This window comes from Desulfovibrio sp. X2 (assembly GCF_000422205.1).
Classification (GTDB): domain Bacteria; phylum Desulfobacterota; class Desulfovibrionia; order Desulfovibrionales; family Desulfovibrionaceae; genus Alkalidesulfovibrio.
In genome coordinates this window covers 16564-41030 of the sequence record NZ_ATHV01000036.1, presented here as the reverse complement: position 1 = coordinate 41030, position 24467 = coordinate 16564, and the positions used below count along the sequence as shown (strand labels likewise).

At 66.4% G+C, this 24467-nt stretch carries 23 protein-coding genes and 2 tRNA genes; 8 read left to right on the top strand and 17 right to left on the bottom strand.

Translation table 11 applies throughout. From position 1 onward, the window contains the following. The first annotated feature begins 15 nt into the window (after window positions 1–15). On the top strand, window positions 16–1596 hold the full coding sequence (locus tag DSX2_RS11930) for a nitrogen regulation protein NR(II) (protein WP_020881354.1): 1581 nt from the start codon (window positions 16–18) through the stop codon (window positions 1594–1596). Window positions 1597–1641: 45 nt separating this feature from the next. On the opposite strand, the gene DSX2_RS18375 is transcribed toward DSX2_RS11930, so the two are convergent. The 7 genes from DSX2_RS18375 to DSX2_RS11900 all read right to left on the bottom strand — a co-directional run bounded on the left by DSX2_RS18375 (window position 1642) and on the right by DSX2_RS11900 (window position 6093). Further along, window positions 1642–2169 carry a DUF6680 family protein gene (locus tag DSX2_RS18375; RefSeq protein WP_152512933.1) on the bottom strand — a complete coding sequence of 176 codons (528 nt, stop codon included), beginning with the start codon at window positions 2167–2169 and terminating at the stop codon, window positions 1642–1644. Between the two features lie 172 nt (window positions 2170–2341). Then, a complete protein-coding gene (locus DSX2_RS11925; protein ID WP_020881353.1) occupies window positions 2342–3967 on the bottom strand; it encodes an NAD(P)/FAD-dependent oxidoreductase in 1626 nt (541 codons plus the stop codon). 170 nt (window positions 3968–4137) lie between these two features. Beyond that, a complete protein-coding gene (locus DSX2_RS11920; RefSeq protein WP_020881352.1) occupies window positions 4138–4446 on the bottom strand; it encodes a hypothetical protein in 309 nt (102 codons plus the stop codon). A 512-nt stretch (window positions 4447–4958) separates the two neighbouring features. Beyond that, a tRNA-Glu gene (locus DSX2_RS11915) sits at window positions 4959–5036 on the bottom strand. Between the two features lie 38 nt (window positions 5037–5074). Further along, window positions 5075–5148: transfer RNA gene (locus tag DSX2_RS11910), tRNA-Gln, on the bottom strand. 52 nt (window positions 5149–5200) lie between these two features. After that, on the bottom strand, window positions 5201–5554 hold the full coding sequence (locus tag DSX2_RS11905; RefSeq protein WP_020881351.1) for a hypothetical protein: 354 nt from the start codon (window positions 5552–5554) through the stop codon (window positions 5201–5203). Further along, on the bottom strand, window positions 5551–6093 hold the full coding sequence (locus DSX2_RS11900; protein ID WP_020881350.1) for a DUF721 domain-containing protein: 543 nt from the start codon (window positions 6091–6093) through the stop codon (window positions 5551–5553). The genes DSX2_RS11905 and DSX2_RS11900 overlap by 4 nt, the downstream gene beginning before the upstream one ends. Window positions 6094–6281: 188 nt before the next feature. Here DSX2_RS11900 and DSX2_RS11895 point away from each other — a divergent pair, with 188 nt between their 5' ends. The 3 genes from DSX2_RS11895 to DSX2_RS17690 all read left to right on the top strand — a co-directional run bounded on the left by DSX2_RS11895 (window position 6282) and on the right by DSX2_RS17690 (window position 9624). Next, the gene (locus tag DSX2_RS11895; protein ID WP_020881349.1) at window positions 6282–6464 is read left to right on the top strand and encodes a hypothetical protein; all 183 of its coding nucleotides are present in this window, start codon (window positions 6282–6284) and stop codon (window positions 6462–6464) included. Between the two features lie 40 nt (window positions 6465–6504). Then, window positions 6505–7131, top strand: coding sequence for a LysE family translocator (locus tag DSX2_RS11890; RefSeq protein WP_020881348.1), 627 nt, complete (start codon window positions 6505–6507; stop codon window positions 7129–7131). A 99-nt stretch (window positions 7132–7230) separates the two neighbouring features. Next, the gene (locus DSX2_RS17690; protein WP_020881347.1) at window positions 7231–9624 is read left to right on the top strand and encodes a methyl-accepting chemotaxis protein; all 2394 of its coding nucleotides are present in this window, start codon (window positions 7231–7233) and stop codon (window positions 9622–9624) included. A 598-nt stretch (window positions 9625–10222) separates the two neighbouring features. On the opposite strand, the gene DSX2_RS11880 is transcribed toward DSX2_RS17690, so the two are convergent. From DSX2_RS11880 to DSX2_RS11840, 9 genes are all read right to left on the bottom strand, one after another. Continuing rightward, window positions 10223–10684 carry an Hsp20/alpha crystallin family protein gene (locus DSX2_RS11880; protein ID WP_020881346.1) on the bottom strand — a complete coding sequence of 154 codons (462 nt, stop codon included), beginning with the start codon at window positions 10682–10684 and terminating at the stop codon, window positions 10223–10225. A gap of 153 nt (window positions 10685–10837) precedes the next feature. Next, the gene (locus DSX2_RS11875) at window positions 10838–12049 is read right to left on the bottom strand and encodes a class I SAM-dependent RNA methyltransferase (protein ID WP_020881345.1); all 1212 of its coding nucleotides are present in this window, start codon (window positions 12047–12049) and stop codon (window positions 10838–10840) included. Further along, window positions 12049–12642: a hypothetical protein gene (locus DSX2_RS11870; RefSeq protein ID WP_020881344.1), complete on the bottom strand. Its 594-nt coding sequence runs from the start codon at window positions 12640–12642 to the stop codon at window positions 12049–12051. Before DSX2_RS11870 ends, DSX2_RS11875 begins: the two co-directional genes overlap by 1 nt. After that, complete coding sequence (gene thrB, locus DSX2_RS11865; RefSeq protein WP_020881343.1) at window positions 12639–13253, bottom strand: homoserine kinase; 615 nt, start codon at window positions 13251–13253, stop codon at window positions 12639–12641. The genes DSX2_RS11870 and thrB overlap by 4 nt, the downstream gene beginning before the upstream one ends. Window positions 13254–13436: 183 nt before the next feature. Next, window positions 13437–14165 carry an ABC transporter ATP-binding protein gene (locus DSX2_RS11860; protein ID WP_020881342.1) on the bottom strand — a complete coding sequence of 243 codons (729 nt, stop codon included), beginning with the start codon at window positions 14163–14165 and terminating at the stop codon, window positions 13437–13439. Window positions 14166–14261: 96 nt separating this feature from the next. Continuing rightward, window positions 14262–15029, bottom strand: a complete 768-nt coding sequence (locus tag DSX2_RS11855) for an ABC transporter ATP-binding protein (RefSeq protein WP_020881341.1) — start codon at window positions 15027–15029, stop codon at window positions 14262–14264. Between the two features lie 10 nt (window positions 15030–15039). Continuing rightward, window positions 15040–16113, bottom strand: coding sequence for a branched-chain amino acid ABC transporter permease (locus DSX2_RS11850; protein WP_020881340.1), 1074 nt, complete (start codon window positions 16111–16113; stop codon window positions 15040–15042). A gap of 37 nt (window positions 16114–16150) precedes the next feature. Further along, complete coding sequence (locus DSX2_RS11845; protein ID WP_020881339.1) at window positions 16151–17089, bottom strand: branched-chain amino acid ABC transporter permease; 939 nt, start codon at window positions 17087–17089, stop codon at window positions 16151–16153. A gap of 93 nt (window positions 17090–17182) precedes the next feature. Next, complete coding sequence (locus DSX2_RS11840) at window positions 17183–18376, bottom strand: ABC transporter substrate-binding protein (protein WP_020881338.1); 1194 nt, start codon at window positions 18374–18376, stop codon at window positions 17183–17185. 483 nt (window positions 18377–18859) lie between these two features. On the opposite strand from DSX2_RS11840, the gene DSX2_RS17685 reads away from it, so the two are divergent. From DSX2_RS17685 to hemC, 4 genes are all read left to right on the top strand, one after another. Then, entirely contained in the window at window positions 18860–20371 is a 1512-nt protein-coding gene (locus DSX2_RS17685; RefSeq protein ID WP_152512932.1) for a PAS domain-containing protein, read from the top strand. A gap of 151 nt (window positions 20372–20522) precedes the next feature. Beyond that, a complete protein-coding gene (locus DSX2_RS11830; protein WP_020881336.1) occupies window positions 20523–21149 on the top strand; it encodes a D-sedoheptulose 7-phosphate isomerase in 627 nt (208 codons plus the stop codon). Between the two features lie 4 nt (window positions 21150–21153). After that, window positions 21154–21393: a zinc ribbon domain-containing protein gene (locus tag DSX2_RS11825; protein ID WP_020881335.1), complete on the top strand. Its 240-nt coding sequence runs from the start codon at window positions 21154–21156 to the stop codon at window positions 21391–21393. Between the two features lie 109 nt (window positions 21394–21502). Then, window positions 21503–22438 carry a hydroxymethylbilane synthase gene (hemC, locus tag DSX2_RS11820; RefSeq protein ID WP_020881334.1) on the top strand — a complete coding sequence of 312 codons (936 nt, stop codon included), beginning with the start codon at window positions 21503–21505 and terminating at the stop codon, window positions 22436–22438. 605 nt (window positions 22439–23043) lie between these two features. On the opposite strand, the gene ald is transcribed toward hemC, so the two are convergent. Then, complete coding sequence (gene ald, locus DSX2_RS11815; protein ID WP_020881332.1) at window positions 23044–24156, bottom strand: alanine dehydrogenase; 1113 nt, start codon at window positions 24154–24156, stop codon at window positions 23044–23046. Window positions 24157–24467 lie beyond the last annotated feature (311 nt).

The following is a 24467-nucleotide window of genomic DNA, read 5'->3' as shown; positions in this document are numbered from 1 at the left end:
ACGGATCGAGGACGCATGGCCGCAGACGATTCTCGCAACGGCAACTTCTGCCTCTGGGAAACCGAGGACTGGGGCTTCGAGCTGGGCATCGTCGGCACCGGCCCCGGCTTCCTGACCATCCTGAACATCATCCGCAGCAAGGACTCGAGCGAGTTCCTGCCCCCCATGCGGCTGCGCGCCGTGGCCAGGGCGGGCATGCTCGAGTCCCCCAAGCTCGACGTGGCCCGCTCCATGGGCGCCCCGGTCTACGAGACGCCCGAGGAGATGCTCGCCGCCCATCCGCAGATCAACCTCGTGCTCGAGCTCACCGGCTCGGCCGGAAACATCCGCCTCCTGCGCTCCCGCCTGCCGACCTCGGTCTCGCTCATCGACCACGGGGCCGCCATCTTCCTGTGCAGCCTGCACAACATGCTGGAGATAAGCCGCCACCGGCAGTTCGCCCTCACGAGCCAGCGCGCGCTCATGCAGGCCATCATCGACGAGGTGCACGACGACATTCTGCTCCTGGACAAGGAGCGGCGCGTGGTGGACCTTAACCAGAACGTGGCCGCGCGCATGGGCCGCAGCAAGGAGGAGCTGATCGGCAGGCCGTGCACCGAGATCCAGCTCACGAACGACGGCGACGGCCGCACCTTCTGCACGGACCCGGACGAGGCCTGCCCCTTCGGGGTCACGCTGCGCAGCAAGCAGAAGGCCGAGGCCATGCTCACCCGCGTGGACGCCGAGGGGCGGCTGCGCTACTTCCGCGTCTACTCCTACCCCATCCTGGACAGGCACGGCGACCTCTCCCACGTGCTCATCATGCGCCGCGACATCACCGAGCGCACGCAGCGCGAGCGGAGCGCCCAGCAGACCGAGAAGCTGGCCGTGATCGGCGAGATGTCCACCTACCTGGCACACGAGATCAGGAACCCGCTCTTCGCCATCGGCGGCTTCGTGAACTCGCTCCTGCGCTCGCCGAACCTCTCGGAGAGCGAGGTGGAGAAGGTCAAGATCATCGCCGAGGAGACGAAGCGGCTGGACCACCTGCTGAAGAGCATCCTCGGCTTCGTGCGCACGGAGCAGCGCCCCCGGGAGACGACGGACCTCGCCGCCGCGGCCAGGGAAACCGCGGAGCTCATGCGCATCGGCTACTGCCACGAGGGCTTCGACCTGACCCTCGAGGAGACCGGCGTTCTGCCCAGGGTGCGCGGCGAGGCCGAGACGATCAAGCAGTGCCTGATCAACCTGATCAAGAACTCGGTGGAGGCCATGCCCGGGGGCGGGCACGTGGTGGTGGAGACCGGCTTCGACGGGCTCATGGCCCACGCCTCGGTGCGGGACGACGGCCCGGGCATAGCGCCCTCGGAGATGGACAAGGTCTTCAGCCCCTTCTACTCCACGAAGGAGCAGGGCTACGGCCTGGGCCTGGCCATGATCAAGAAGATCGTGGAGGAGGCGGGCGGCCGCGTGGAGCTCGTCAGCCGGGAGGGCGAGGGCACCACGGTGACCCTCTTCTTCCAGCCCGAGCTGGCCGCGGGCGAGGCCGCAAAAACCGAGACTCCGGATTCCGGAGTGGACGTAGCCGAGCACCGCACCAACAATAAAGACAAATAAATACGAAGTAATTCAGTAGAGGCATCTTACAGGCATTTTAAAATGCTACTGAGATGATTCATCTTCCTCTATAATCCTAATCGGAAAAGGATGCCCCTTGTCGAGTAGTTCTATCAATTTTTCTCTTATGGTTGCTATCTGTGTTTCAATGTTCTCATAGAAAACTGGTGCGTATGCTCCACTTTCAATATGAGATTTTTCTATATCATATTTGAGATTCTTCGACATTGAAAATAAAAGATCTGTGAGCCTTCTCGCTCTCTCTTCACCCCATTGTGGATCATTATTTGGCTTTTTCCCAAAATGATTCAACAATGCTTTCCATTTATCCCTAACATCTTTATCCAAACTATTGTTTCCAGTAAATTCGACATCGATCATATTCAGTGCTCTAACATGGTCTTGCAGTAGAAACATTGCTCGAGTAGAAAGGAGTGTTTTGAATATATAATTTTTTCTTGAAATTCTTTCCTTTCTATCTTGTAACCATATGCCGACAACTGCAGCCATTATGGGACCAACTAGGATAGCAATAATCGTAACGACAGTTTCTGCATCAAGATGTACATTCATATGCGCAACTCCTCTTTATATAAAGTATTGCATATCGCGGCATGTAGTGCTCCCTTAGTAAGGGATGTTCAGCCATCCTCTATTTATCGTATAAACGGCTGTTGATTTTTAGCCAAAGACGTCCTGCGGCCGCACAAACTGCTCACAGCTGTGAAAATACCGTGGATATTTCCTAGCCCCAGTCCTCCACCATCTCCCGGAAGGCCTTCTTGCCGCCGAGCATGACGCCGCCGTAGCCGCCGCCCGGATCGCCCCAGGCGCTGCACAAATAGAGGCCGGGGACGCCCGTGCGGTTCGGAAGCCGGGTCATGAAGGAGTTGTCCGGGGTCTGGTTGTAGCCGTACAGGGCCCCGGCCGTGTTGCCCGTGAAGCGCACGTTGGTCAGGGGCGTGGACGAGTCCTGCATCACGATCATCTTCGACAGCCCGGGCAGGACGAGCCTTTCGGCGCGCTCCACGAGCAGCGCCGTCAGCCGCGCCTTCTCGCGGTCGTAGGCCTTCTTGTCCCCGGCGTGATAGGCCGCCTCGAACGGCTTCCAGTGGTCGTAGCCGGTGAGCGACATGATGCTCAGGCTGGTGTGCCCGGGAGGCGAGTAGCCCCGGATCAGGTTGTCGTAGACCATGAGCGAGAAGCCCGAGCGGCCGAGGTCGCAGTCCATGGCTGTCTGCCAGGAGGCGTCGAGGTCCGTGCCCGGGAAGCAGGACATCTCGGCGAAGCGGAAGTCGCGGGTGATGTCCCTGTCGAGCCCGAGCCAGACGATGAAGCTCGACGGGCTGGGCGAGAGGCCCGCCATGCGGCGGCGCTGCTTCTCGGGCAGCGCGCCCTGCGGCAGGAGGCCCGCGAGGAGGTCCGGCGCGGCGGAGTTCACGGCCACGGCCCGGCCGCGGTAGTCGCGGCCGTCGTCCGCGCGCACGCCCACGGCCCGGCCGTTCTCCACGAGGATCCCGACGGCCGCGGTGTCCAGGACGACCTCGCCCCCGCCCGCCCGCACCGCGTCGGCCAGCGCGTCGCTCAGGGACTGGGAGGTGCCCTTGATGTAGTCGCCGCCGTAGGTCAGGTAGTCGGCCGTGGGCGCCAGATAGTAGAAGGCCGCGAGCCGCGAGGGCGGCAGGCCGTAGTAGCCGGAGCTCTGGGCGAGCACGGCCCTGGCGCGCGGGTCGCGCAGCCTGGCGTCGATGAGCTGGCCCACGGTCTTGTCGCGGATGGCCCAGAGGTTCGGGAAGAGCCTCGGGAATTCCGCCCGTTCTTCCCGGGAGAGCCCCTTGTCGAGCTTCGCGAGCTCGGCCATGACCCCGCGCCAAAGCCCGAAGTAGTCCGCCAGCCCCTGCCGCTCGGCAGGGAACATGCCCGCGAGCTGGCGCTCGAAGCCGTCGAGTCCGGTCCTGGCGGGGACCTCCACCGTGAAGTCCGGAAAGCGCGAGACCCAGGCATGGGGGTGCGGCACGATGTCGATCTTGTCGCGCACGCCCACGTCCTCGAGCATCCTGGTCGAATCCGGCGTGGTCAGCGCCGAGGCGTGCAGCGAGATCTCGCAGGTGAACTCCGCGCCGCCCGCGCTGCGCGTGAAGGAACCGGCATAGCCGCCCACCGTGCCCTGCTTCTCCAGGACCAGCGGACGATACCCGTTCCGCGCCATATAGGCCGCGCACGTGAGGCCGCCGAGCCCCGCGCCGACGATCACGGCGTCGTATTCGCCCGGAACGCGGGAAGAGGCGGCCCGGGCGGGCGAAGGCCGCCAGCCGACGAGCGCCGAGGCGGCGGCGAAGAGCGAAAGGCGGAGGAAGAACCTGCGATCCATGGTGCGCCTCCAGGAGGGAACCGGCGTATGCCGGGCTGCGCTCGATCTATACGGGACTTTGCGGCGCACGGGAAGACAGAGGGGGCGCGGGGCGAATCGGCAAAGGGGAAAGGACCGTCCTGGAGAGACGGGGCCGCTCCGTGGCCGCGGAGAGACTTCCTTTTACTGCATCATGCCCTGTCGGGCCCGAACAGGAACGCGCCGCGCTCGAGCAGGAAGACGTAGAGCTCTTCGTTCCTGAAGGCTGCCTCCCTGATCCCGATGCACCGTAGCTCGCGCGAAAGCCTTATGAGCGAGTAGCTTGCCGCGAGGCCGCCGACCATCCACAAGGCGGAAATGTCGGAGATGAAATACCAGGCGACGGAAGCGGGCAAGGCGATGTAGCCGAGCAGAAGCACCAGCGTGCACGGAATGCAGGCAGTCTTCGGCATCCCCGGCAGATCGATCGCCATGTAGACGATCGTCTTGTCGATCTGCACTCGTTTCGCCAGGCAGGCCTCTTTGTATTCAGCCCACGAGGGAGGCGGCCCTTCCCAAGGAGCATACCTGCCATCTCGTGCAATTTCCGCATGTTGCCCGTCCGGTGTCCTTTCCATGGGCCCTCGCCGTTGCGCAAGAGGTCGTATCATTCACCAAGGCGGTGTCTATCCCCTTGCCGAATATTAATCAACATCACCTATATTCCATCAATATTGACGACTGCGGTCTTCATTATTGCGGCTTCATCTTCGCCGGAACATGAGATTCATGACGGGACAGGATGGTGCAGAGACAGCAGCGCAGCTCTTGCGACAAGGCACCTTTGTCGCTGCGAAGAAACCACGGCCGAAAAAACGGGGGCTGAGCCGGGACATTCAGGGGGGACGGGGCAGCGAAAGGGACGGCTCATCGGGCGGGGACCGGCCCGGTGGCGCCGGAGAAAGTCGCCTCCCCGCCACACCTCCCCGAAACGAAAAAGGGGTTGCGATCACTCGCAACCCCTTTGAAATATTGGCGTCCCCAGCGGGATTTGAACCCGCGTCGCCAACGTGAAAGGCTGGTGTCCTGGGCCAGGCTAGACGATAGGGACGCTCGAACGGAGGCCAGGGAACCTCCAGAATGCGCTAATGGCTGGGGGACAAGGATTCGAACCTTGGTTAACGGGGCCAGAACCCGTCGTCCTGCCGCTAGACGATCCCCCAGCAATGGGAAGCAGCTTTTTAATGAGCGTCCCAGAAAATGTCAAGACCCGGACTAGACGTTCTTGGCCAGCCGGCGGGTCTCCTTCTTCAGCTTGCTGATCTTGCGGCGCATGATCTCGCGCTGCTTGCGGTTCCCGAGCTCCGCGCGCTTGCCCTTCAGGTCGCGCATCTGGGCCTTGAGCTTCAGGATGTTCTCCTTATTCAGCTCGGCCGGGGTGGGCTCGGTATCCTCGATGCCGAAGAGCTCCTTGATGATCGCCACCAGCTCTTCCTTGCTCTTGCCCGAAGCGCCCGTGATCTGCGGGAGCTTCTCCATGCACATCTCGCGCAGTTCCTTCTGGGTCATCTTCTCCAGGGGCTTGGTCAGACCCAGATCCTCGAACTTGACTTCGATGACGTCGCTCATTGCTGTCCTCCGGTATCGCTCTCGCCGCGGAAGCGGCGGACATAGGCTCTGTAACTGCGGCCAACGGGATCGTCCGAGGCCATGAGGTCCGCCAGCCCTCCCAGGTCGCGCGGCCCTTTGACGCGCGGCGCGGGAGGCGGAGCCGAAAGGCCCCTTATGCCGTCCAGCGGGACTCGGCCACTTACCAACTCGAAGACCACTTTGTCAAAATATTCCTCTTTGAGGAAGCCGTTGGCCCGGCGCAGGAGCTCCGGGGCCATGAAGGCCAGCTCCTGCATGACCACGGGGTCCTCGGCGCCGAGCACCAGGGTGCGCCCGCGCGCGCCGAGCGGAGGGGCCAGGGCCGCGATCTCCGGCGTCTGCACCTCGGCCCAGACGCGCCACAGGGAGGTCAGCCGGATGCGGGCCGTGCCGCCGAGGCGCTCCACGAGCCCGGAGAGGACGTCGCCCATGGCGGCGGCCACGCCCTCGCGGTTCTCCCTGGTGCGCTTGCGCCACACCCGGCGCCGCACGCTCCCGTGCTCCTTCTCCTCGGCCATGCTTCCCGTCCCTTCCGGTCTCCCGCGCCGCGCCCGGTCCCGCGGAAGCCGCCGAAGCGGCCCGGGGCTCGCACGCAGCCTTGGGAATGCACCATGCCTCAGCCGCGCCGGGGCCGCAAGCCCCTGAGAAGTAGCGGATCGTGACTGGTTATGCTATACGTCCGCGCACGACACGCAAGGAGGACGTCATGCTGGCAACGCCGAGCGACGCCAGGTTCACCTATTGTCCGCTTCTCACCACCCACGACGACAAGCTCAAGTTCTGCCAGGGACCCAAGTGCATGATGTGGCGCTGGGCCGATCCCGCGCGCACGGGCGACGACGCCAAGGGTTTCTGCGGGCTCGCGGGCAAGCCGCTGAGCGTGGGCTAGGCGGCCGCAGGGCCGCCCTTCACGCCACGGGACACGGACCATGACCGGCATACTCCACTTCAAGCTCTTTCTGCTCGCGGGCATCCTGCTCAACATGACCCCGGGCGCTGACACCCTCTACATCCTCGGCCGCAGCGTGGCCCAGGGGCGCAGGGCCGGGCTCCTCTCGGTCTTCGGCATCAGCTCCGGCGTGGCCGTGCACACCCTGCTCGCGGCCCTCGGGCTCTCGGTGGTCCTGGCCCGCTCCGCCCTGGCCTTCCAGATCGTCAAGACCGCCGGGGCGCTCTACCTCGGCTACCTGGGCCTCAAGGCCCTGCTCGCCAGGGACGGCGGCTTCATCCCGCGCGAGGGCGCGGCCGCCTCGAACAGGACCATCTACCTGCAGGGGCTCCTGACCAACGTGCTGAATCCCAAGGTCGCGCTCTTCTTCCTGGCCTTCCTGCCCCAGTTCGTGGACCCCGGGGCAGACAGCGGCATCCTGCCCTTCCTGCTGCTCGGCGCCACCTTCTTCCTCACCGGCACCGTCTGGTGCCTCTGCCTGGCGTACTTTTCCTCGGGCGTGACCGGCTTCCTGCGCCGCAAGCCCCGGGTCGCGGCGGTCCTGAACAAGGCCTGCGGCGGCCTCTTCCTGGCGCTCGGCGCCAGACTGCTCCTCACGGAGCGCTGACCGCGGGTTCCCTGCCTTAGCCCTTCAGCCTCGATAATATAATTGCCTCCCCCGGGGGCTTTCCTAAGACTTCATTTGACATTTTCCAGGAGGCCTCACATGCGCAATCTGGGCATCGGTCTGAAACTCTCCCTGGTCGTGGGCATCGTCACCCTGGCCGTCTTCTCCGGGGTCATCTGGTATTCCGCCACGACGCTGGAAAAAACGGCGCGCAGCCGGGTCTACGACGCGGCCAAGGCCGAGGGCGAGGCAGACGCCGCCCTGGTCAAGGCGGCCCTGAGCGAGCCCATGCACGCGGCCAACACCCTGGCCGACCTCATGGAAGGCATCAAGGAGAGCGGGCTCAGCCGCAACGACACCATGCGCGTGCTGCGCGGCATGCTCGAGAACAACCCGCAGTACTTCGCCGTGTGGTTCGGCTTCAAGGAAAACGCCTTCGACAACCACGACGACTTCAACATGGGCGTGACCGGCTCCGACGACGACGGCCGCTTCATGCCGCGCGCCACGCGGCAGAACGGCGAGATCGTAATCGACGCCCTGCCGTCCGCGGACAAGCCCGGTGCGGGCAAGCTCTATGCCGCCACCCTGGCCGCGGGCCACGAGACGCTGAGCGAGCCATACCAGGTGACGCAGGGCGGCAAGACCGTGACCCTCATCAGCCTCTGCTCCCCGATCCTCGACAAGGGCAAGATCGTCGGCGTGGCCGGCGTGGACATCGACGAGGCGAACCTGAGCAAGCTCGTGCTCGGCCTCAAGCCCTTCGAGAAGGGCTACGCCTTCCTCTTCTCCAACGACGCCGTGTACGTGGCCCATCCCAAGGCGGAGTTCGTGGGCAAGGGCGTGCTCGAGGTGCGCAAGGACGCCACCGCCCGCGTCGAGGCCATCAAGAAGGGCACCGTGCGCACGGAGGAGAACAAGTCCCTGGCCACGGGCGCGCGCTCCTACTACGTGCTCACGCCCTTCACCGTGGACGGCACCGACACGCCCTGGAGCCTCGCCATCTCCGTGCCCATGGACGATCTCATGGCCGAGGCCGAGGCCAGCGTGCGCACGAGCTTCCTCATCGGCGGCGGCGCCGTGCTCCTGCTGCTGATCGTGGTCTTCGCGGTCTCGCGCCGGCTGGTCAGCAAGCCGCTCGGCTCCATCGTCACGGCAGCCAGGGCCTTTGCCGAGGGCGATTTCAACCGCCGCCTCGAGGTCGCCTCCAGGGACGAGGTCGGCACTGCCGCGCGCTACCTGAACGAAGCCTTCGACATCGTGGTCGAGAAGACCTTCTGGTACGAGTCCATCCTCGATTCCATCTCGTTCCCCATCTCGGTCACGGACAACGACCTCAACTGGACCTTCCTGAACAAGGCCGCGGAAAAGGCCACGGGCCTCACGCGCGCCCAGATCGCGGGCAAGCAGTGCAGGGAGTGGGACACCGAGATCTGCGGCACGGAGCGCTGCGCGGCCGAATGCATGAAGCGCGGCCAGAGCACCACGGATTTCGCCCAGAACGGGCTCGAGTACCAGGCCAACTCCTCCTTCCTCTACGACAGAAGCGGCGAGAAGATCGGCTTCATCGAGGTCCTGCAGGACGTGACCGAGGCCAAGGCCATGCGCCGCAAGGCGGACGCCGCGGTCAAGGAAGGCATGCTGGCCGCGGCGGGCAGGCTCGAGGGCATCGTCGGCCGCATCACCACCGCGGCCGAGGAGCTCTCCTCCCAGACCGAGCAGATCACCCGCGGCACGGAGCAGCAGAAGGGCCGCATGGCCGAGACGGCCACGGCCATGGAAGAGATGAACGCCACGGTCATGGAGGTCGCGCGCAACGCCTCCGAGGCCGCAGGCGGCGCGGATCAGGCCAAGCAGAAGGCCCTGGAGGGCGCCGAGATCGTCACCCGGGTCGTGACCACCATGGACGAGGTCAAGAGCAAGTCCGCCTCCATGAACGACAACCTGGGGCAGCTCGGCAAGCAGGCCGAGTCCATCGGGCTGATCATCAACGTGATCAACGACATCGCGGACCAGACCAACCTCCTGGCGCTGAACGCCGCCATCGAGGCCGCGCGCGCGGGCGACGCGGGCCGCGGCTTCGCCGTGGTCGCGGACGAGGTCAGGAAGCTGGCCGAGAAGACCATGGGCGCGACCAAGGAAGTGGCCGAGAACATCCGGGGCATCCAGGAGGCGGCCAAGCGCAACGTGAGCGACATGGGCCGCACCGTGGAGGTGGTCGACAAGGCCGCTGCGCTCTCCGGCGAGTCCGGCACGGCGCTGGGCGAGATCGTGGGCCTGGTCGAGACGAGCGCGCTGCAGATCCAGAGCATCGCCTCGGCCGCCGAACAGCAGTCCGCGGCCTCCGAGGAGATCAGCCAGTCCATCGACGAGGTCAACCGCGTGGCCTCGGAAACGGCCGAGGGCATGGCCCGCTCCGAACGCGCCGTGAGCGAACTGGCGGACATGGCTTCGGAACTGGGCGACCTCATCGGCGAGCTCAAGGCCGGATAGACCGGGAAAAGAATGCCTCCGGCGGGCAGGGAGGGGCTGCGCGCCCCTCCCTGCACCCTCCCCGCGCCAGGCTGAGCCTGGACCCCCTTCGCGTGCGGCACGACTGACGGCCGGATAAAGGCCGCCTGGGCGTGGCAGGCAGCAGAACGAAAGTGCCCGAGCTTTTCCCGCGAGCCTCGCTGCGCTCGGACCGCGGAAAAATCTCGGGCACGGTCGCCGTCGGGGCCCGATTATCGGGACAGTCCCCCCGAACCCCTCGTCCAGGTCTGAAAAGTTTCTCGAAATCCCTTCTTCCCCTCTCCTTTGCCCATGAGCCTTCATGAGCGCTCGCTGTTCTCCTCGCAGGCACAGGAGATACGGCCCGATCTTCACGTCCGCACACGGCGCACGGCCGCGCCGACCATGACCGGACCGACCGTCTCCGGGCTGTCGTCCAGCCCCGCGAAGCGAACCAGAAAGTTTAGGGGGATGGGGGGGATGGGGTGTGGGGAAGGGGGCCTTCCCTCCCTTCCCCACGAAAAAGCGACAGCAGACTCGCTACCGCAGGCCGTTCAAAAGGCGTCGGATTCAAGGAGCAAGAGAACCAGGCCCGGCCCGGTCAGGACCGGATCTCGATCTTCTTGCTCTTGGCCTCGGCGGCCAGGGGCATGGTCAGGGTCAGGACGCCGTTCGTGTAGGTGGCCTTGACCTTGTCCTCCTGCACGGCCTTGGGCAGGCGCACGGAGCGGGAGAAGGCGCCGTAGCTGCGCTCGATGCGGTGGTACTGTTCCTTCTTCTCTTCCTGCTCGAACTTCTTCTCGCCCTTGATGGTCAGCACGCCGTGCTCGAGGGAGATGTCCACGTCCTTGGCCTCCATGCCGGGCAGTTCGGCCGTGACCGTGATCTCCTTGTCGTTCTCGGCGATGTTGACCGAGGGGAAGGCCATGCGGCGGGACGCGGGGAAGTCCTCGAACACCTTCATGGGCTCCTTCCAGAACTCCTCCATGAGGTCCGCAATGCTCGTCGGCCGGCTCGTCTCCAACGAGCGGCGACGCAACTCGGGAAGCCAGTTCTCGAACATGATGCTGCCTCCTTGCTGATATTCCGGAACGGCAGGGCAACCAGAGCCCTCGCCACCATTACATAGATTACCCCCTGGCGGGCGGCAGTCAAGAGTTCGGGAAGGAGGCGGAGGGGTTCCCGGAAAGGGGCGCTAAAGCGACGGGAGAAGGGGTCAGGCGCCGGATTTGCGGCTGCCCGCGTAGAGCTCGTAGGCCAGGAGGCGGCATTCGATCTTGGCGTTCCAGAAGGGGATGCGGCGCGAGGGGCGGAGTCCGATGCGGCCCGCGAGCTCGAGGTTGCCGGTGAAGACGAAGGCCCGCCAGCCCATGCAGCGCTGCTTGAGCCAGTCGCCCGTGGCCGCGTAGATCCCCTCGAGCTTCTCCTGGCTGCCCAGGCGCTGGCCGTATTCCGGGTTCATGACGATGATCCCGGGGTCGGAGGGCAGCGGCGTGTCGCGGAAGTCGCATTCGACGGCGGCCACGGCCTCGTCCATGCCCGCGCGTTCGGCGTTGGCGCGCGTGGCGTCCACGGCCGCGGGGTCGATGTCCGTGGCCAGGATGGGGCAGGGCGCGGGCCGCATGGCGCGGCGCGCCTGCGTGCGCATGTCCTTCCAGGCCTTGTCCCCGGCCTCGTCCGCAAAGGGGGCGAGGAAGGAGAAGGCGAAGTTCGTGCGCAGGAGCCCGGGCGCGGTGCGCGTGGCGATCAGCGCGGCCTCGATGGCCAGGGTGCCGCTGCCGCACATGGGGTTCACCAGCGGGAGAGCGCCGTCGTAGTCCGCTGCCAGCAGGCAGGCCGCGGCCAGGGTCTCCTGCATGGGCGCCCTGTGGGGCTGCAGGCGGTAGCCGCGCCTGGCCAGGGGCTCGCCCGTGGTGTCCAGGTAGACCGTGGCGTCGTCGCCCCGCCAGTGCAGGAAGACCGAGGCCCCGGCGCGCTCGCGGCCCGAGTCCGGGCGGCTGCCCGTGCGCGCCCTGAAGCGGTCGGCCACGGCGTCCTTGAGCCTGAGGTTGGGGAAGCGGGTGTCGCGCACGTGCGGGTTCTGCACGCTCGAGGAGATGGAGAAGGCGGCGCCGGGCAGGAACCACTCCTCCCAGGGCAGCTCGCGGCCGCGCGCGTACAGGGCGTCCGGGTCCGGGGCGCGGAAGCGGGCCACCTCGTAGAGCACGCGGTGGGCGGTGCGCAGGTGCAGGTTCAGGCGCAGGCAGTCGAGCGGCCCGCCCGTGACAGCCACGCCCGCGGCGAGCTCCCTGCCCTCGTAGCCGAGCGCCGCGGCCTCGGCAGCCAGGAAGGGCGAGAGGCCGCGCGGGCAGGTGAGCAGGATGGTGGAGGATGCCGGGAGGGCGTCGTCGCCCTGCGCGGGCCTGCCCCGGCCCTTGGGTCCGGCCATCAGAAGCGGGGCTCCCCCGCGACGATGAGCTCGGAGAGCGTGCTGTCCACCTTGGGCAGCCTGCCCCACTTGGCGCCCAGGAACTCGCGCTCCAGGGCGGCCAGGCGGATGTAGAAGGGCGTGCGGTCCAGGTGCGGCACGTCCCGGCCCTCGGTCCCGAACTTCTCGCTGAGCTCCTGGCTCAGCCAGCAGCCCGGGAAGGCGCGCCTGTTGCCGCGCGGGTCGGCGAGCACGTTGGGGATGCCGTGCAGGCGGCAGATCATCAGCCGGTTGGCGTAGAGCGAGCAGCGGCCGTCCACGTTCACCGGGCACATCAGGCTCGGGGTCATGCCCTCGGCCAGGACCACGCGCGCCTGGCGCACGTTCTCCTCGGCCGTGTGCACGATCTTCGCGCGCTCGGCCTCGGGCAGGGCCTTCATGCCCTTCCAGAAATAGGCCCACTCCACGTAGGTGTGGTGCTCGAAATGGCTCACGCAACAGTTGCGGGCGCAGCCGTCGCAGGTGTGCCCCAGCTTGCCCGCGACCTCGTCGTAGGCCTCCTGCATCTCGCGGTACAGGGCCTCCAGCTTGCGGAAGACGCTCGCCCGGCTCAACGCTTGCCCCCTTCGTGTCCCGCGGCGCTGCCGCGGTGGTCGCCGATCCCGTGATGATCGTGCCCATGGTCGTGGTGATGGCGGGGGTCGCCCACCTCGTCGTTCGTGAGGCGGTCCACGATGCGCCGCACGCATTCGCCCGGAGTCGCCTCGTCCGTGCGCACCACGACGTCCGCGCAGGAGAGGTAGAGCGGCCTGCGCTCGGTGAAGACGTCGTCGCGGCCCTGGCCCTCGCGGCAGACGAAGGCGCGGCCCTGGGCCTCGCCCACGCGCTTTCTGAAGCTTTCGAGCGAGATGTCCAGGAAGACGACCGGACCGAGCAGGCGCAGCCGCCGCACGGCCTCGTCGCAGTAGATGACGCTGCCGCCCGTGGAGATCACGCAGCGCTGCGCGCCCAGGTGGGCGACGGTCCGGCCCTCGAGCTCGAGGAACTTCTCGGTGCCGCAGGCGTCCATGATGGCCTGCAGCTTGCCGCCGTAAGTGGCCTCGATGAGCCGGTCCGTGTCCAGCCATTCCCAGCCGAGCTCGCGGGCCAGGAGCGGGGCCAGCGTGGACTTGCCCGCGCCGGCGATGCCGATCAGGGAAATGCACATGGAATCGAGCAGAGGCATAGACGTCACCTGGTGTCTTGGGTGCGCGCGGAGCGGGCGGCGTCCACCGGCCGCGGGGCGTCCAGTGCGGCCGCGAACGGCCTGATCCCGTGGTTTCGTTGTCCCACGATCCGCGAATCTCTCGGGCGGAGTGTTAGACGATGCCGCGCCGGATGTCACGGCCCGGCCGGGGAGAGGGCGGGGCTAGCCGCCCAGGTACGCCTTCTTGACCTCGGGATCGTGCTTGAGCTCGGCGCAGGGGCCGCTGGCCACGATCTCGCCCGTATCCAGGACGTAGCCGCGGTGGGCGAAGTCCAGCGCCAGCTTGGCGTTCTGCTCGATGAGCAGGATGGTCATGCCCTCGGCGTTCAACTGCTTGAGCGCCCGGAACATGTCGTACATGAGCAGCGGGGCCAGGCCCATGGAGGGCTCGTCCAGGAGCAGGAACTCGCAGTTGGTCATCAGCGCGCGGCCCACGGAGAGCATCTGCTGCTCGCCGCCGGAGAGCTGCTCGCTGCGCTGCTTGCGGCGCTCGGACAGGCGCGGGAACAGGGCGTAGACGCGCTCGTAGTCCGACTTGATGCCCGAGGTGTCCTTGCCGCGCGCGTAGGTGGCCAGCTCCAGGTTCTCCTCCACCGTGAGGTTGCCGAAGATGTGCCTGCCCTCGGGCGAGAGCCCCATGTGCAGCTTGGCCACCACGTCGTGGGGCGGGGTCTTGAGCACGGAGACGCCGTCCACCAGGATGTCGCCGGAGACCACGCGCGGCGCCTCCGGGGGCGGCAGGCGCATGACCGAGTGCAGCGTCGTGGTCTTGCCCGCGCCGTTGGCGCCGATGAGGGTCACGATCTCGCCGCGCTCGACCTCGAAGCTGATGCCGTGCAGCGCCTCGATGTTGCCGTACTTGACCACCAGATCCTTGACTTGCAGATACATTCGCTTCTCCGGTCTCCGGCGCCCCGTCCTTCGGACGTCCGCCGGGGCTCCTGAAATTCTTCTCGTGTCCTGTTCGGGCCGCGTCCGCGTCTGCGCCTAGATCTGGTCGTCGCCCAGATAGGCCTTGATGACCACGGGGTTCTTCTGGATGTCCTCGGGCGTGCCCTCGGCGATGGTGCGGCCGAAGTCGATGACCTTGATCCACTGGCACAGGCTCATGACCACGGTCATCTGGTGCTCGATCATCCAGATGGTGATCTTGAACTCCTTGTGGATCCAGCGGACCAGGTCGATGAGGCCGCGCACGTCGGCGGAGTTCAGGCCCGCGGCGGGCTCGTCCAGGAGCAGCAGCTTCGGGTTCGTGGACAGGGCGCGGGCGATCTCCACCTTGCGCTGCATGCCGTAGGGCAGGTTCTTGGGCAGCTCGTCCTTGTAGCGCAGGAGGTCCATGGCCTCGAGCAGTTCGAGCGCGCTCTTGTCGATGCGCGTCTCGTTCTGCCGGTAGCGGCCGGTGCGCAAAAAGCAGTCCCAGACCGAGTAGCCGAGCCGGGCGTGCTGCGCGATGCGGATGTTGTCCATGACCGAGAGGTCGTGCCACAGGCGGATGTTCTGGAACGTGCGCGAGATGCCGAGCGTGGTCACCTGGTGGGGCTTCATGCCCGCCGTGGGCGTGCCGTCGAAGACGATGGCGCCCTCGGTCGGGGTGTAGAAGCCCGAGACCATGTTGAAGACCGTTGTCTTGCCCGCGCCGTTGGGGCCGATGAGGCCGACCATCTCCCCGCCTTCCAGGCGCGTGGAGAACTCGCTCACGGCCGTGAGGCCGCCGAAGCGCATGGTCAGGTTCGTAACGTCGATGAGGGCCATGCTCGCCTCGCTATTTGAACTTGTAGTACTTGCGCAGTCTGGGGAAGAGGTCCGGGAGCTCCTTGTTGCCCATGATGCCCTCGGGTCGGAACATCATGAGGAGGATGAGGAGCAGCGGGATGATCACCCACTTCCAGACCTGGGTCAGGTCGTAGCCCGCGGGCAGGATGGAGATCGCGTGCAGCAGGTCGTTCAGCGCCGGGATGACGAAGCGCAGCCCTTCCATGAGGAAGGTGATGAACACCGCGGCCATGACCGCACCGCCGATGGAGCCCATGCCGCCCAGGTAGACCATGACCATGGCCTCGGTGGACTTCAGGATGCCGAAGTTGCCCGGGTTCACGTAGCCGAGCACGTGGGCCAGGAGCCCGCCGGAGATGCCGGCCAGCCCCGAGGAGAGCATGAAGGTCACGAGCTTCACCCGGTTGGTGTTCACGCTCATGATCTCGGCCGCGACCTCGTCCTGGCAGATGGCCATGACGCCCTTGCCGTAGGTCGAGGAGACGTAGCGGCGGATGAGCCAGATGCAGAAGACCGTGGCCAGGAAGGTCCAGATGAGCATCCAGGGCAGGTCGATCACGGCTTCCATGTCCGCGACCACGCGGCTCATGCCCATGAAGCCGCGCGCGCCGCCCACGGCCTCGATGTTCTCGATGGCGCTCTTGATGATGTACAGGGCCGCGATGGTGATGATGGCCAGGTAGTCGCCGCGCGTCTTGAACGAGGGGAAGGCCACGATCAGGCCCGCCAGCGCGGCCACCGCGCCTCCGGCCAGCAGGGAGAGCGGGAAGAACCACAGCGCCGCGGAGGGCGGCAGGATGGCCCCGCCGAAGCGGCTGTCGGTCAGGAAGACGACCGTGAGCACCGAGGAGACGTAGGCCCCCACGGCCATGAATCCGGCGTGGCCGCAGGAGAACTCGCCCATGTTGCCGTTGATCAGGTTCAGGCTCGTGGACATCATGATGTTCACGCCCACGAAGATGAGCACGGTCTGGGCGTAGCCGTTGATGGTCCCGGTGTGGGCCAGGACGGTGACGACGACCAGGCTGGCCAGGAGCACGAGGGGGACCGAGAGACGCTGCATCGTGGAGCTCGGAGAGTTCATCGGTTGGTCCCTTCCGTCAGATTTTGGTGGTCTTGGCCATGCCGAAGAGGCCGGTGGGCTTGTAGGAGAGGATGATCAGCAGGATGGAGAAGCTGATCAGGTCGCGGTAGGTGGACGGGAAGACGGCCACGACCATGATCTCCACGAAGCCGAGCAGGAAGCCGCCCACGAAGGCGCCGCGGATGGAGCCGATGCCTCCGACCACCGCGGCGATGAAGGCCTTCCAGCCGATGAGCGCGCCCATGTAGGGGTCGAGCACCGGGTAGGACATGGCGAAGAGGAGCCCGCCCAGGCCCGCGATGGAGCTGCCCAGGATGAAGGTGAAGATGATCACCGTGTCCACGGGGATGCCCATGAGCGGGATGGCGAAGCGGTCCCAGGAGATGGCGCGCATGGCCATGCCGATCCTGGTCCTGGTGACGATGAGCTGCAGCAGGACGAAGACCAGCAGCGCCGTGAGGATGACGCCGATCTTCAGGTTGGTCACGGAAAAGAGGCCGAGGTCCCAGACGCGCTCCTCTATGAGCGCCGGGAACTTGCGGCGGGAGGCGCCGAAGAGCGCCAGGTTGCCGTTCTCGAGGATCAGGCCGCACATGAGGGCGGTGATGACCACGTAGAGCCGGTGCGCGCCGCGCCGCCTGAGCGGCCGGTAGGCGATGCGCTCGAGCGTCACGCCCACGGCCGCGGTCAGGATCATGGTCAGGGGCACGCACAGCGCCAGGACCAGCCAGCCGGGCATGCCGGGCGGGATGAGGCCGAACTGGTGGCCGAGGAGCAGGGTGGCGCAGAAATAGGAGATGTAGGCGCCGACCATGAAGACGTCGCCGTGGGCGAAGTTGATCAGCAGCAGCACGCCGTAGACCAGGCAGTAGCCCAGGGCGATGAGGGAGTAGAAGCTTCCCCACTGCAGCGCGTTCAGGATGTTCTGGAAAAGCGTCTGAAAGATGATCTCCATGGGGCCGCCCTTTCTCTGAGGAAAAGTTCCGGGAGGCGGCGCACCGCCTCCCGGTTCGGAATCGACTGCTGCGGGCCTGTCGGCCCGGCGCCCTTATTGCGGGCAGACGGACTTGTAGAAGGTGAACTCACCCTGGTCGGAGATCTTGACGATCACCGCGCACTTGATGGGGTCGCCCTCGGCGTCGAACTTCATGGAGCCGGTGATGCCGTCGAACTGCGGGATGGCGGCCAGGGCGGCACGGATCTGCTCGCGCTGGGCGGCCAGGTCGCCCTTGAGCCCGCCGGTGTTCTTGATGGCCTGGATCATCATGCGGGTGGCGTCCCAGGTGAGGGCGGCGACGTCGTCAGGCACGTAGCCGTACTTCTTCTGGAACTTGTCGATGAACTCCTTGGTCGCGCCGGTGGCGCCGGCAGCGGCGTAGTGGGTCGAGAAGAACAGACCCTTGCAGGCGTCGCCGCACAGCTGCATGAGCTCGGCGGAACCCCAGGAGTCGGAGCCGATGATGGGCTTGTCCCAGCCGAGCTTGCGGGCCTGGGGCACGATCAGGGCGACCTCGGAGTAGTACTGGGGCACGAAGAGCACGTCGGCGCCGGAGTTGACGATGTTGGTCAGCTGGGCGCTGAAGTCCTGGTCCTTGGTGGTGAAGGTCTCGTAGGCCACCACGGAGCCGGGGCCGTGGATCTCTTCCCAGGACTTCTTGAAGAACTCGGCCAGGCCCTTGGGGTAGTCCGAGGCGATGTCGAAGAGCACCGCGGCCTTCTTGGCGCCGAACTCCTCGGTGGCGAACTTGGCCAGCACCGGGCCCTGGAAGGGATCCAGGAAGCAGGCGCGGAAGACGAACGGACGGCCCTTGGTGGTCGCCGGGTTGGTGGACCAGGGCGAGATCATGGGCGTCTTGTTGGCGTTGGCGACCTCACCGGCCGGAATGGCCTGCTTGGAGGCGTAGGGCCCGATCATGCCGAGCACCTTGTTCTGCTCGATGAGCTTGAGCGCCGCGGAAACGGCGGACTCGGCCTTGGATTCGTTGTCCTCGTAGACGAACTCGAGCGGATACTTCTTGCCGGCGATCTCCACGCCGCCCGCGGCGTTGATCTCTTCCTTGAGCATCTCGGCGGACTGGCGGGCGGACTCGCCGACCTTCGGGATGTCGCCGGTGCTCGGGATGTCGAAGCCGATCTTGATGCTCTTCATTTCTTCTTTCTTCTCGCCGCAGCCGGAGACCAGGGCCAGGCCCAGGACCGCCAGGAGGGCGAGAGGAAGGAACCGGGACAAGGAAATGCGCATGGTCGGTACCTCCAGATCGTTGGCTCGTGGGAAAAACGATATGATGCCGCGGAGGTCTTGTAACCGGAAAAGGGGCGGATTTTCAAGACGAATGCCGACGATTCACCTCCATAATTTCAGTCGCTTACCATTTTGTCTCAAAAATAGGAAAAAAGCATTCCAGCCTTTTGCGCCCCGGAATTTCGCCTCTCCCGCGCGGCATTGGGGGAGAGACGGCCCTCCGGTCCCCGGCCTGGCGTCCCACGGGGGGCGTTCGGCCACTGAAATGTATAAATAATTTCATGCCGTACTTTCTTTTTGATAAATTCGGCATCAGGCCCCCGCTCGAAATGCCGGTCTGGGTGCGCTGTTTTTCATAAAAAAACACGTAATCTGATTACGTGTTCAGAGAGGGTTGAATGTGTCAACTACACAACCGGGAGGGGAGACCCCTGGACAGCGCCGCGCGCGGTCCGGGGAGTCACTACTATTTGGGGGGCAGAGGTGAAGACTCCAGCGTACATGAAGGCCTTTGGACAGCGCGTGCGCTTCATGCGCAAGCTGGAAGGGCTCACACAGGCCCAGTTGGCCGAATGCGCCGGCATCTCGCTTGAACATTTAAACAAACTCGAACGCGGCGCGGCGGCACCGTCGTTCAAGGCCATCTGCGCCCTGGCCAGGGCCCTCTCCACCGAGCCCGCCAACCTCCTCCTCTTCTTCGAGCCCGAACGCCAGGGCGGAGAGGCCTCCGACGAAGCGCGCCACTCGGACTGGCTGAAGCACGTCTCGGACCTCGGGGTCTGGCATTACGACCCGGCAAGCGACAAAAGCGTCATGTCCGCCTCCCTGAACCGCCTCCTGGGCCGCGCCCCGCGCCAGACCGAGCAGACCGGCTGCGTGCTCGCGGAGTTCGTCGTATCCGAGGACAAGGAGCGCTTCCGCGACGCCTGCGAGCACTCGCGTCCGGGCGCCGAGGTCGGACCGCTGCCCCTGCGCGTCCGCCGCGCGGACGGCGAGGCCCGCCGCGTCATCCTCACCGTGGCGGCCATGCCCGGCGCCGAGGACGGCAGCCAGGCCGTGGTCGGCTGCATGGTGGACGTGACCGAGCCCCTGCACCTGGAGGACGCCCTGCGCCGCACCCGGGACATCCTGGAGGTGCGCGTGCACGAGCGCACGCGCGAGCTCGACCGGACCATCGCCCGCCTGAACGAGGAGATCGCCGAGCACGAGCACACGGCCCGCACCCTGCGCGAGACGGACAGCAGGACCCGCAACATCCTGGACTCCCTGCCCCTGCTCATCGCCACCATCGACGCCGACGAGCGCTACCTCTTCGTCAACAGGCACTACCTCCACTACCGCGGCAACGGGCTGGAAGACTGCATCGGCCGCTCCGTGATCGAGGTCATGGGACCGCAGAACTACGCGCGCAGCATCCCCTACATCAGGAAGGCCCTGGCCGGGGAGCGGGCCATCGCCGAGCTGCCCGTGATGATGCCGGACGGCTCCGCGCCCTACCTCTACGCGCAGTGGCTCCCCACGCGCGACGAGCACGGGGAGGTCAGCTCCATCTTCTTCTGGGCCATGGACATCTCGGAGCGCAAGTTCGCCGAGGAGGCGCTGCGCAAGACCGAGGAACGCTTCCGCCTGCTCGTGGAGAACATGCGCGAGCTGTTCTGGATCATCGAGGCCGACCTTTCCATCAGCTACCTGAGCCCGGCCTTCGAGCGCATCTTCGAGATGCCCTGCGCCGACGCCTACGAAAAGCCGGGACGCATCCTCTCGCGGGTGGTGCCCGAGGACCGCGCCATCCTCGAACGGCTCCTGCGCGGCGAATGGGACGAGCCCGCCTGCATGCGCCACTGGCTGCGCATCGAGAACGGCTCCGGCATGCACAGGCTCTCCGTGCGCAACTACCCGGTAAGCGACGAGGGAGGGAAATTCGTGCGCCTCGTGGGCATCGCCGAGGACGTCACGGACTGCCGCCTGCTCCCCGACGGGCAGGACGCCCCCTAGAGCACCACGCCGGCCCCCCGGCGATCCCCGCCGCACCCGGGCCGGAAGGCCCTTCGCGCGCCGCCTCGCGCCTCTTTCCGGGCCGCCTTGTCGGTCCGTGCCCGATGGTGTAACAGGACCCTCGCACCCCACGTACCAGACGAGGCCCACGATGTCCGACAACGCCCTTTCCCGCGTCCTTGACTCCATCGCCGCAGGCACCGCCCTGCGCGAGAAGTTCTTCGCCGAGCACGGCCCGGCCGTGGTCGACGTCGCCCGCCTCATGGCCGTGAGCCTCGCGCGCGGCGGCAAGATCCTCCTGTGCGGCAACGGCGGCAGCGCCGCGGACGCGCAGCACCTGGCCGCCGAGTTCGTCAACCGCTTCGAGCTCGAGCGCCCGCCCCTGCCCGCCGTGGCCTTGACCACCGACAGTTCCATACTTACCGCTATCGGCAACGACTACGGATTCGAGCAGGCCTTCCTGAAGCAGGTCCAGGCGCTGGGCGCAAAGGGCGACGTGCTCGTCGGCATCTCCACCTCGGGCAACAGCCCGAACGTGGTCCAGGCGCTCAAGGCGGCGCGCGAGAAGGAGATCGTCTCCGTGGGCCTGACCGGCCAGGGCGGCGGCGAGATGGCGCGCTTCTGCGACTGCCTGCTGGCCGTGCCCCACAAGCGCACCTGCCTCGTGCAGGAGGTGCACATCGCCATCGGACACGTTCTCTGCGACCTGGTGGACTATTTCCTTTTCGAGGCCGTGAGCGAACTCGCTCCCTACCTCGACGGATCCCCGGAGGTATAAGACAATGCCCATCTTCGAATACGTCTGCGGCAAATGCGGCAAGGAGTTCGAGGAGCTGGTCTTCGGCGACGAGACTCCCCCCTGCCCCCACTGCGCGGCCAAGGACACGCAAAAGCTCATGTCCTGCTGCCGCCACAAGAACGGCGGCGCGTCCGGCGGCGACTTCGCCGCGCCGAGCGCCCCCTCCTCGGGCGGCGGCGGCTGCGCCGGATGCTCCGGCGGCAGCTGCGCCACCTGCCACTAGCATCGGCGCACCCCGCACGGATCCCGGGGGAGAGGCGCACCGCGCCCCTCCCCCGGTCCCTGCGCCCCCGAAACGCCCCCCCTTTCCCGAAACGAGACAAAGGACCGACATGAAGCGAAAGCTCGTCATCGCCACGCGCGGCAGCATGCTGGCCCTGTGGCAGGCAAACCACATCAAGGCGCTCCTCGAGGCCGAACACGACGGCCTCTCCGTGGAGCTCCTGACCATCAAGACCCAGGGCGACAAGATCCTCGACGTGCCCCTGGCCAAGATCGGCGGCAAGGGGCTCTTCGTGAAGGAGATCGAGGAGGCGCTCCTCGACGGCCGCGCCGACCTCGCCGTGCACTCCATGAAGGACGTGCCCGTGGAACTGCCCGACCAGCTCGAGATCGGCGTCACGCCCACCCGCGAGCTGCCCACGGACACCCTCTGCTCCGTGAATTTCGCCTCCCTGGCCGAGCTGCCCCAGGGCGCCCGCGTGGGCACGGCCAGCCTGCGCCGTCAGGCCCAGCTGCTCATGCTGCGACCCGATCTCACCATCGAGACCCTGCGCGGCAACCTGGACACGCGCCTCAAAAAGCTCCTCGACGGCCAGTACGACGCCATCGTCCTGGCCAGCGCGGGCCTCAAGCGCCTCGGCCTCTCCGCCCCGCGCATGGAGGTCCTGGCCCCGCCCGCCTTCCTGCCCGCCGTGGCCCAGGGCGCCCTGGGCATCGAGTACCGCAGGGACGACGACGAGACCGCGGAACTCCTCGATTTCCTGAACGACGACGCCTCCGCCGTCTGCGTCACCGCGGAACGCGGCTTCCTCACCGGGCTGCAGGGCGGCTGCCAGGTGCCCATCGCGGGCCACGCCACCATGCCCGACGAGGAGACCGTGCGCCTCGAAGGCCTCGTGGCCTCCGTGGACGGCAAGCGCTCCGTGCGCCGCTCCGCACAGGGCGACGCCGAAGACGCCTGGGACCTCGGCCAGGAACTGGCCCAGGAAATCCTCGACGCGGGCGGCAGGGAAATCCTCGACGAGATCTATTCGCAGGCCGAGTAAGGCCAGAGAAAGATGCCTCCGACGGCCAGGGAGGGGGCTGCGCGCCCCCTCCCTGGACCCTCCCTGCGCCAGGCTGAGCCTGGACCCCCTTCGCATGCGGCACGACTGACGGCCGGATAAAGGCCGCCTGGGCGTGACAGGCAACAGAACGAATGTGCCCGGTATTTTCCCGTGCCCCTCGCTGCGCTCGGACCACGGAAAAATCCCGGGCACGGTTGCCGTCGGGGAAGATTCCCCGAACCCCTCCATCCCCCTTCCCCGAAACCTTTCGGCTCCGCTTCGCGGGGGCCTGCCGCGCGCCGCGGGACCGTCGGTCCCTTCGGTCGGCGCGGTCGTGCGCCACGGCGGGCCGTGTCGGGACGAGGCGTGAAGGCGGGTTCGTTTGCGCCTGCGGTGAGGACGACGGATGGTATCGAAGGCGTGGGGGGAGAAGGGAAAGGGGAAGAGAATTCTTGCGGCAGATCACGCCCGGGCAGCCTGTGTCCGTTCGGCCGAGGTGACGCGTGCGAGGCAGGTCGAGGCTTGGCCTCGCGCGGGGAGGGTGCAGGGAGGGGCGCGGAGCCCCTCCCTGCGTTGGGCCGACAAGGCCCGTGCGGCATCAGGAACTACAGGAGGGAATCCACGGGGGTGTATTCGAGGCCGAAGGCCTCGGCCACGCCCTGGAAGGTGATCTTGCCGTGCACCACGTTGGCGCCGCGCTTGATCTCCAGGGTGTCGCGCATGGCCTGCTTCCAGCCCTTGGAGGCGATCTGCAGGGCGTAGGGCAGGGTGGCGTTGGTCAGGGCCAGGGTGGAGGTCTTGGCCACCGCGCCGGGCATGTTGGCCACGCAGTAGTGGATCACGCCGTCCACGGTGTAGATGGGATCGGTGTGGGTGGTGGGCTTGGAGGTCTCGAAGCAGCCGCCCTGGTCGATGGCCACGTCCACGAGCACGGAGCCCTTCTTCATGGTCTTCAGCATGTCGCGGGTGATGAGCTTGGGGGCCTTGGCGCCGGGGATGAGGACCGCGCCGATGACCACGTCGGCCTGCTTGATGAGCTCGCGCACCGTGGCCGGGCTGGACATCAGGGGGAAGCAGTTCTTGGGCATGATGTCGCCGAGGTAGCGCAGGCGGTCCAGGTTCATGTCCAGGAGGTAGACCTTGGCGCCCAGGCCGCAGGCCATCTTGGCCGCGTTGGCGCCGACCTCGCCGCCGCCGATGACGACGACCACGGCCGGATCCACGCCGGTGACGCCGCCGAGCAGCACGCCGTGTCCGCCGTGCTCCATCTCCAGGTACTTGGCGCCCTGCTGCACGGCCATGCGTCCGGCCACTTCGCTCATGGGCGTGAGCAGCGGCAGGGAGCCGTTGGCCTTCTGCATGGTCTCGTAGGCGATGCCCACGCACTTGCTCTTGATCATGCCCTGGGTCAGCTTCTCGTCGGCGGCCAGGTGCAGGTAGGTGAAGACGATCTGGCCCTCGCGGATCATGCCGTACTCGGAGGGCATGGGCTCCTTGACGTGCATGACCATCTCGGCCCGCGCGTAGATCTCCTTGGCAGTGGCGACGATCTCGGCCCCGGCCGCGGCATAGGCGGCATCCTCGAAGCCGCTTCCGGCTCCGGCGCCCTTCTCCACCAGCAGGGTGTGGCCGCGCTGGCACATGACTTCCACGCCGGAGGGGGTCATGCAGACGCGGTTCTCTTCAGTCTTTATTTCCTTGAGGATGCCGACGATCATTTCACTGCTCCAGGTTGCTGGTTGGAATTCTGTTGTTTTCATACGCAGGCGCAACGAAAAAGCAAAAGCCTTGCCAACGGTAGGGAATGCCCTTCCCGCCGCTCCCGGGAGGTTCCTCCGGGAACGGGCGCCTCTGCCCGGGAATCGTGATGGTTGCTGGGATTTTCACGGACGAGGGCGGACGGGCGGGGGGCGGGCGGCGCGAGCGAAGGCCGCCGCCGAGGCCGGGTGCGGGTGGGCTGGAGGCCCGGCACGATGGGCAAAAGGAAACACTTCTGGAACGAAAACTTTCCGAACGGATGGAAGCTTTC

What these genes read in the sequence shown, in the direction of transcription:
- DSX2_RS17690 (WP_020881347.1), top strand. Translation starts at nt 7,231, where the DNA reads ATGCGCAATCTGGGCATCGGTCTGAAACTCTCCCTGGTCGTGGGCATC.
- DSX2_RS11830 (WP_020881336.1), top strand. Translation starts at nt 20,523, where the DNA reads ATGTCCGACAACGCCCTTTCCCGCGTCCTTGACTCCATCGCCGCAGGC.
- DSX2_RS11905 (WP_020881351.1), bottom strand. Translation starts at nt 5,554, where the DNA reads ATGAGCGACGTCATCGAAGTCAAGTTCGAGGATCTGGGTCTGACCAAG.
- DSX2_RS11845 (WP_020881339.1), bottom strand. Translation starts at nt 17,089, where the DNA reads ATGGAGATCATCTTTCAGACGCTTTTCCAGAACATCCTGAACGCGCTG.
- DSX2_RS11895 (WP_020881349.1), top strand. Translation starts at nt 6,282, where the DNA reads ATGCTGGCAACGCCGAGCGACGCCAGGTTCACCTATTGTCCGCTTCTC.
- DSX2_RS11840 (WP_020881338.1), bottom strand. Translation starts at nt 18,376, where the DNA reads ATGCGCATTTCCTTGTCCCGGTTCCTTCCTCTCGCCCTCCTGGCGGTC.
- DSX2_RS11850 (WP_020881340.1), bottom strand. Translation starts at nt 16,113, where the DNA reads ATGCAGCGTCTCTCGGTCCCCCTCGTGCTCCTGGCCAGCCTGGTCGTC.
- thrB (WP_020881343.1), bottom strand. Translation starts at nt 13,253, where the DNA reads ATGCCTCTGCTCGATTCCATGTGCATTTCCCTGATCGGCATCGCCGGC.
- DSX2_RS11860 (WP_020881342.1), bottom strand. Translation starts at nt 14,165, where the DNA reads ATGTATCTGCAAGTCAAGGATCTGGTGGTCAAGTACGGCAACATCGAG.
- hemC (WP_020881334.1), top strand. Translation starts at nt 21,503, where the DNA reads ATGAAGCGAAAGCTCGTCATCGCCACGCGCGGCAGCATGCTGGCCCTG.
- ald (WP_020881332.1), bottom strand. Translation starts at nt 24,156, where the DNA reads ATGATCGTCGGCATCCTCAAGGAAATAAAGACTGAAGAGAACCGCGTC.
- DSX2_RS11825 (WP_020881335.1), top strand. Translation starts at nt 21,154, where the DNA reads ATGCCCATCTTCGAATACGTCTGCGGCAAATGCGGCAAGGAGTTCGAG.
- DSX2_RS11925 (WP_020881353.1), bottom strand. Translation starts at nt 3,967, where the DNA reads ATGGATCGCAGGTTCTTCCTCCGCCTTTCGCTCTTCGCCGCCGCCTCG.
- DSX2_RS11890 (WP_020881348.1), top strand. Translation starts at nt 6,505, where the DNA reads ATGACCGGCATACTCCACTTCAAGCTCTTTCTGCTCGCGGGCATCCTG.
- DSX2_RS11855 (WP_020881341.1), bottom strand. Translation starts at nt 15,029, where the DNA reads ATGGCCCTCATCGACGTTACGAACCTGACCATGCGCTTCGGCGGCCTC.
- DSX2_RS11875 (WP_020881345.1), bottom strand. Translation starts at nt 12,049, where the DNA reads ATGGCCGGACCCAAGGGCCGGGGCAGGCCCGCGCAGGGCGACGACGCC.
- DSX2_RS11930 (WP_020881354.1), top strand. Translation starts at nt 16, where the DNA reads ATGGCCGCAGACGATTCTCGCAACGGCAACTTCTGCCTCTGGGAAACC.
- DSX2_RS11880 (WP_020881346.1), bottom strand. Translation starts at nt 10,684, where the DNA reads ATGTTCGAGAACTGGCTTCCCGAGTTGCGTCGCCGCTCGTTGGAGACG.
- DSX2_RS18375 (WP_152512933.1), bottom strand. Translation starts at nt 2,169, where the DNA reads ATGAATGTACATCTTGATGCAGAAACTGTCGTTACGATTATTGCTATC.
- DSX2_RS11900 (WP_020881350.1), bottom strand. Translation starts at nt 6,093, where the DNA reads ATGGCCGAGGAGAAGGAGCACGGGAGCGTGCGGCGCCGGGTGTGGCGC.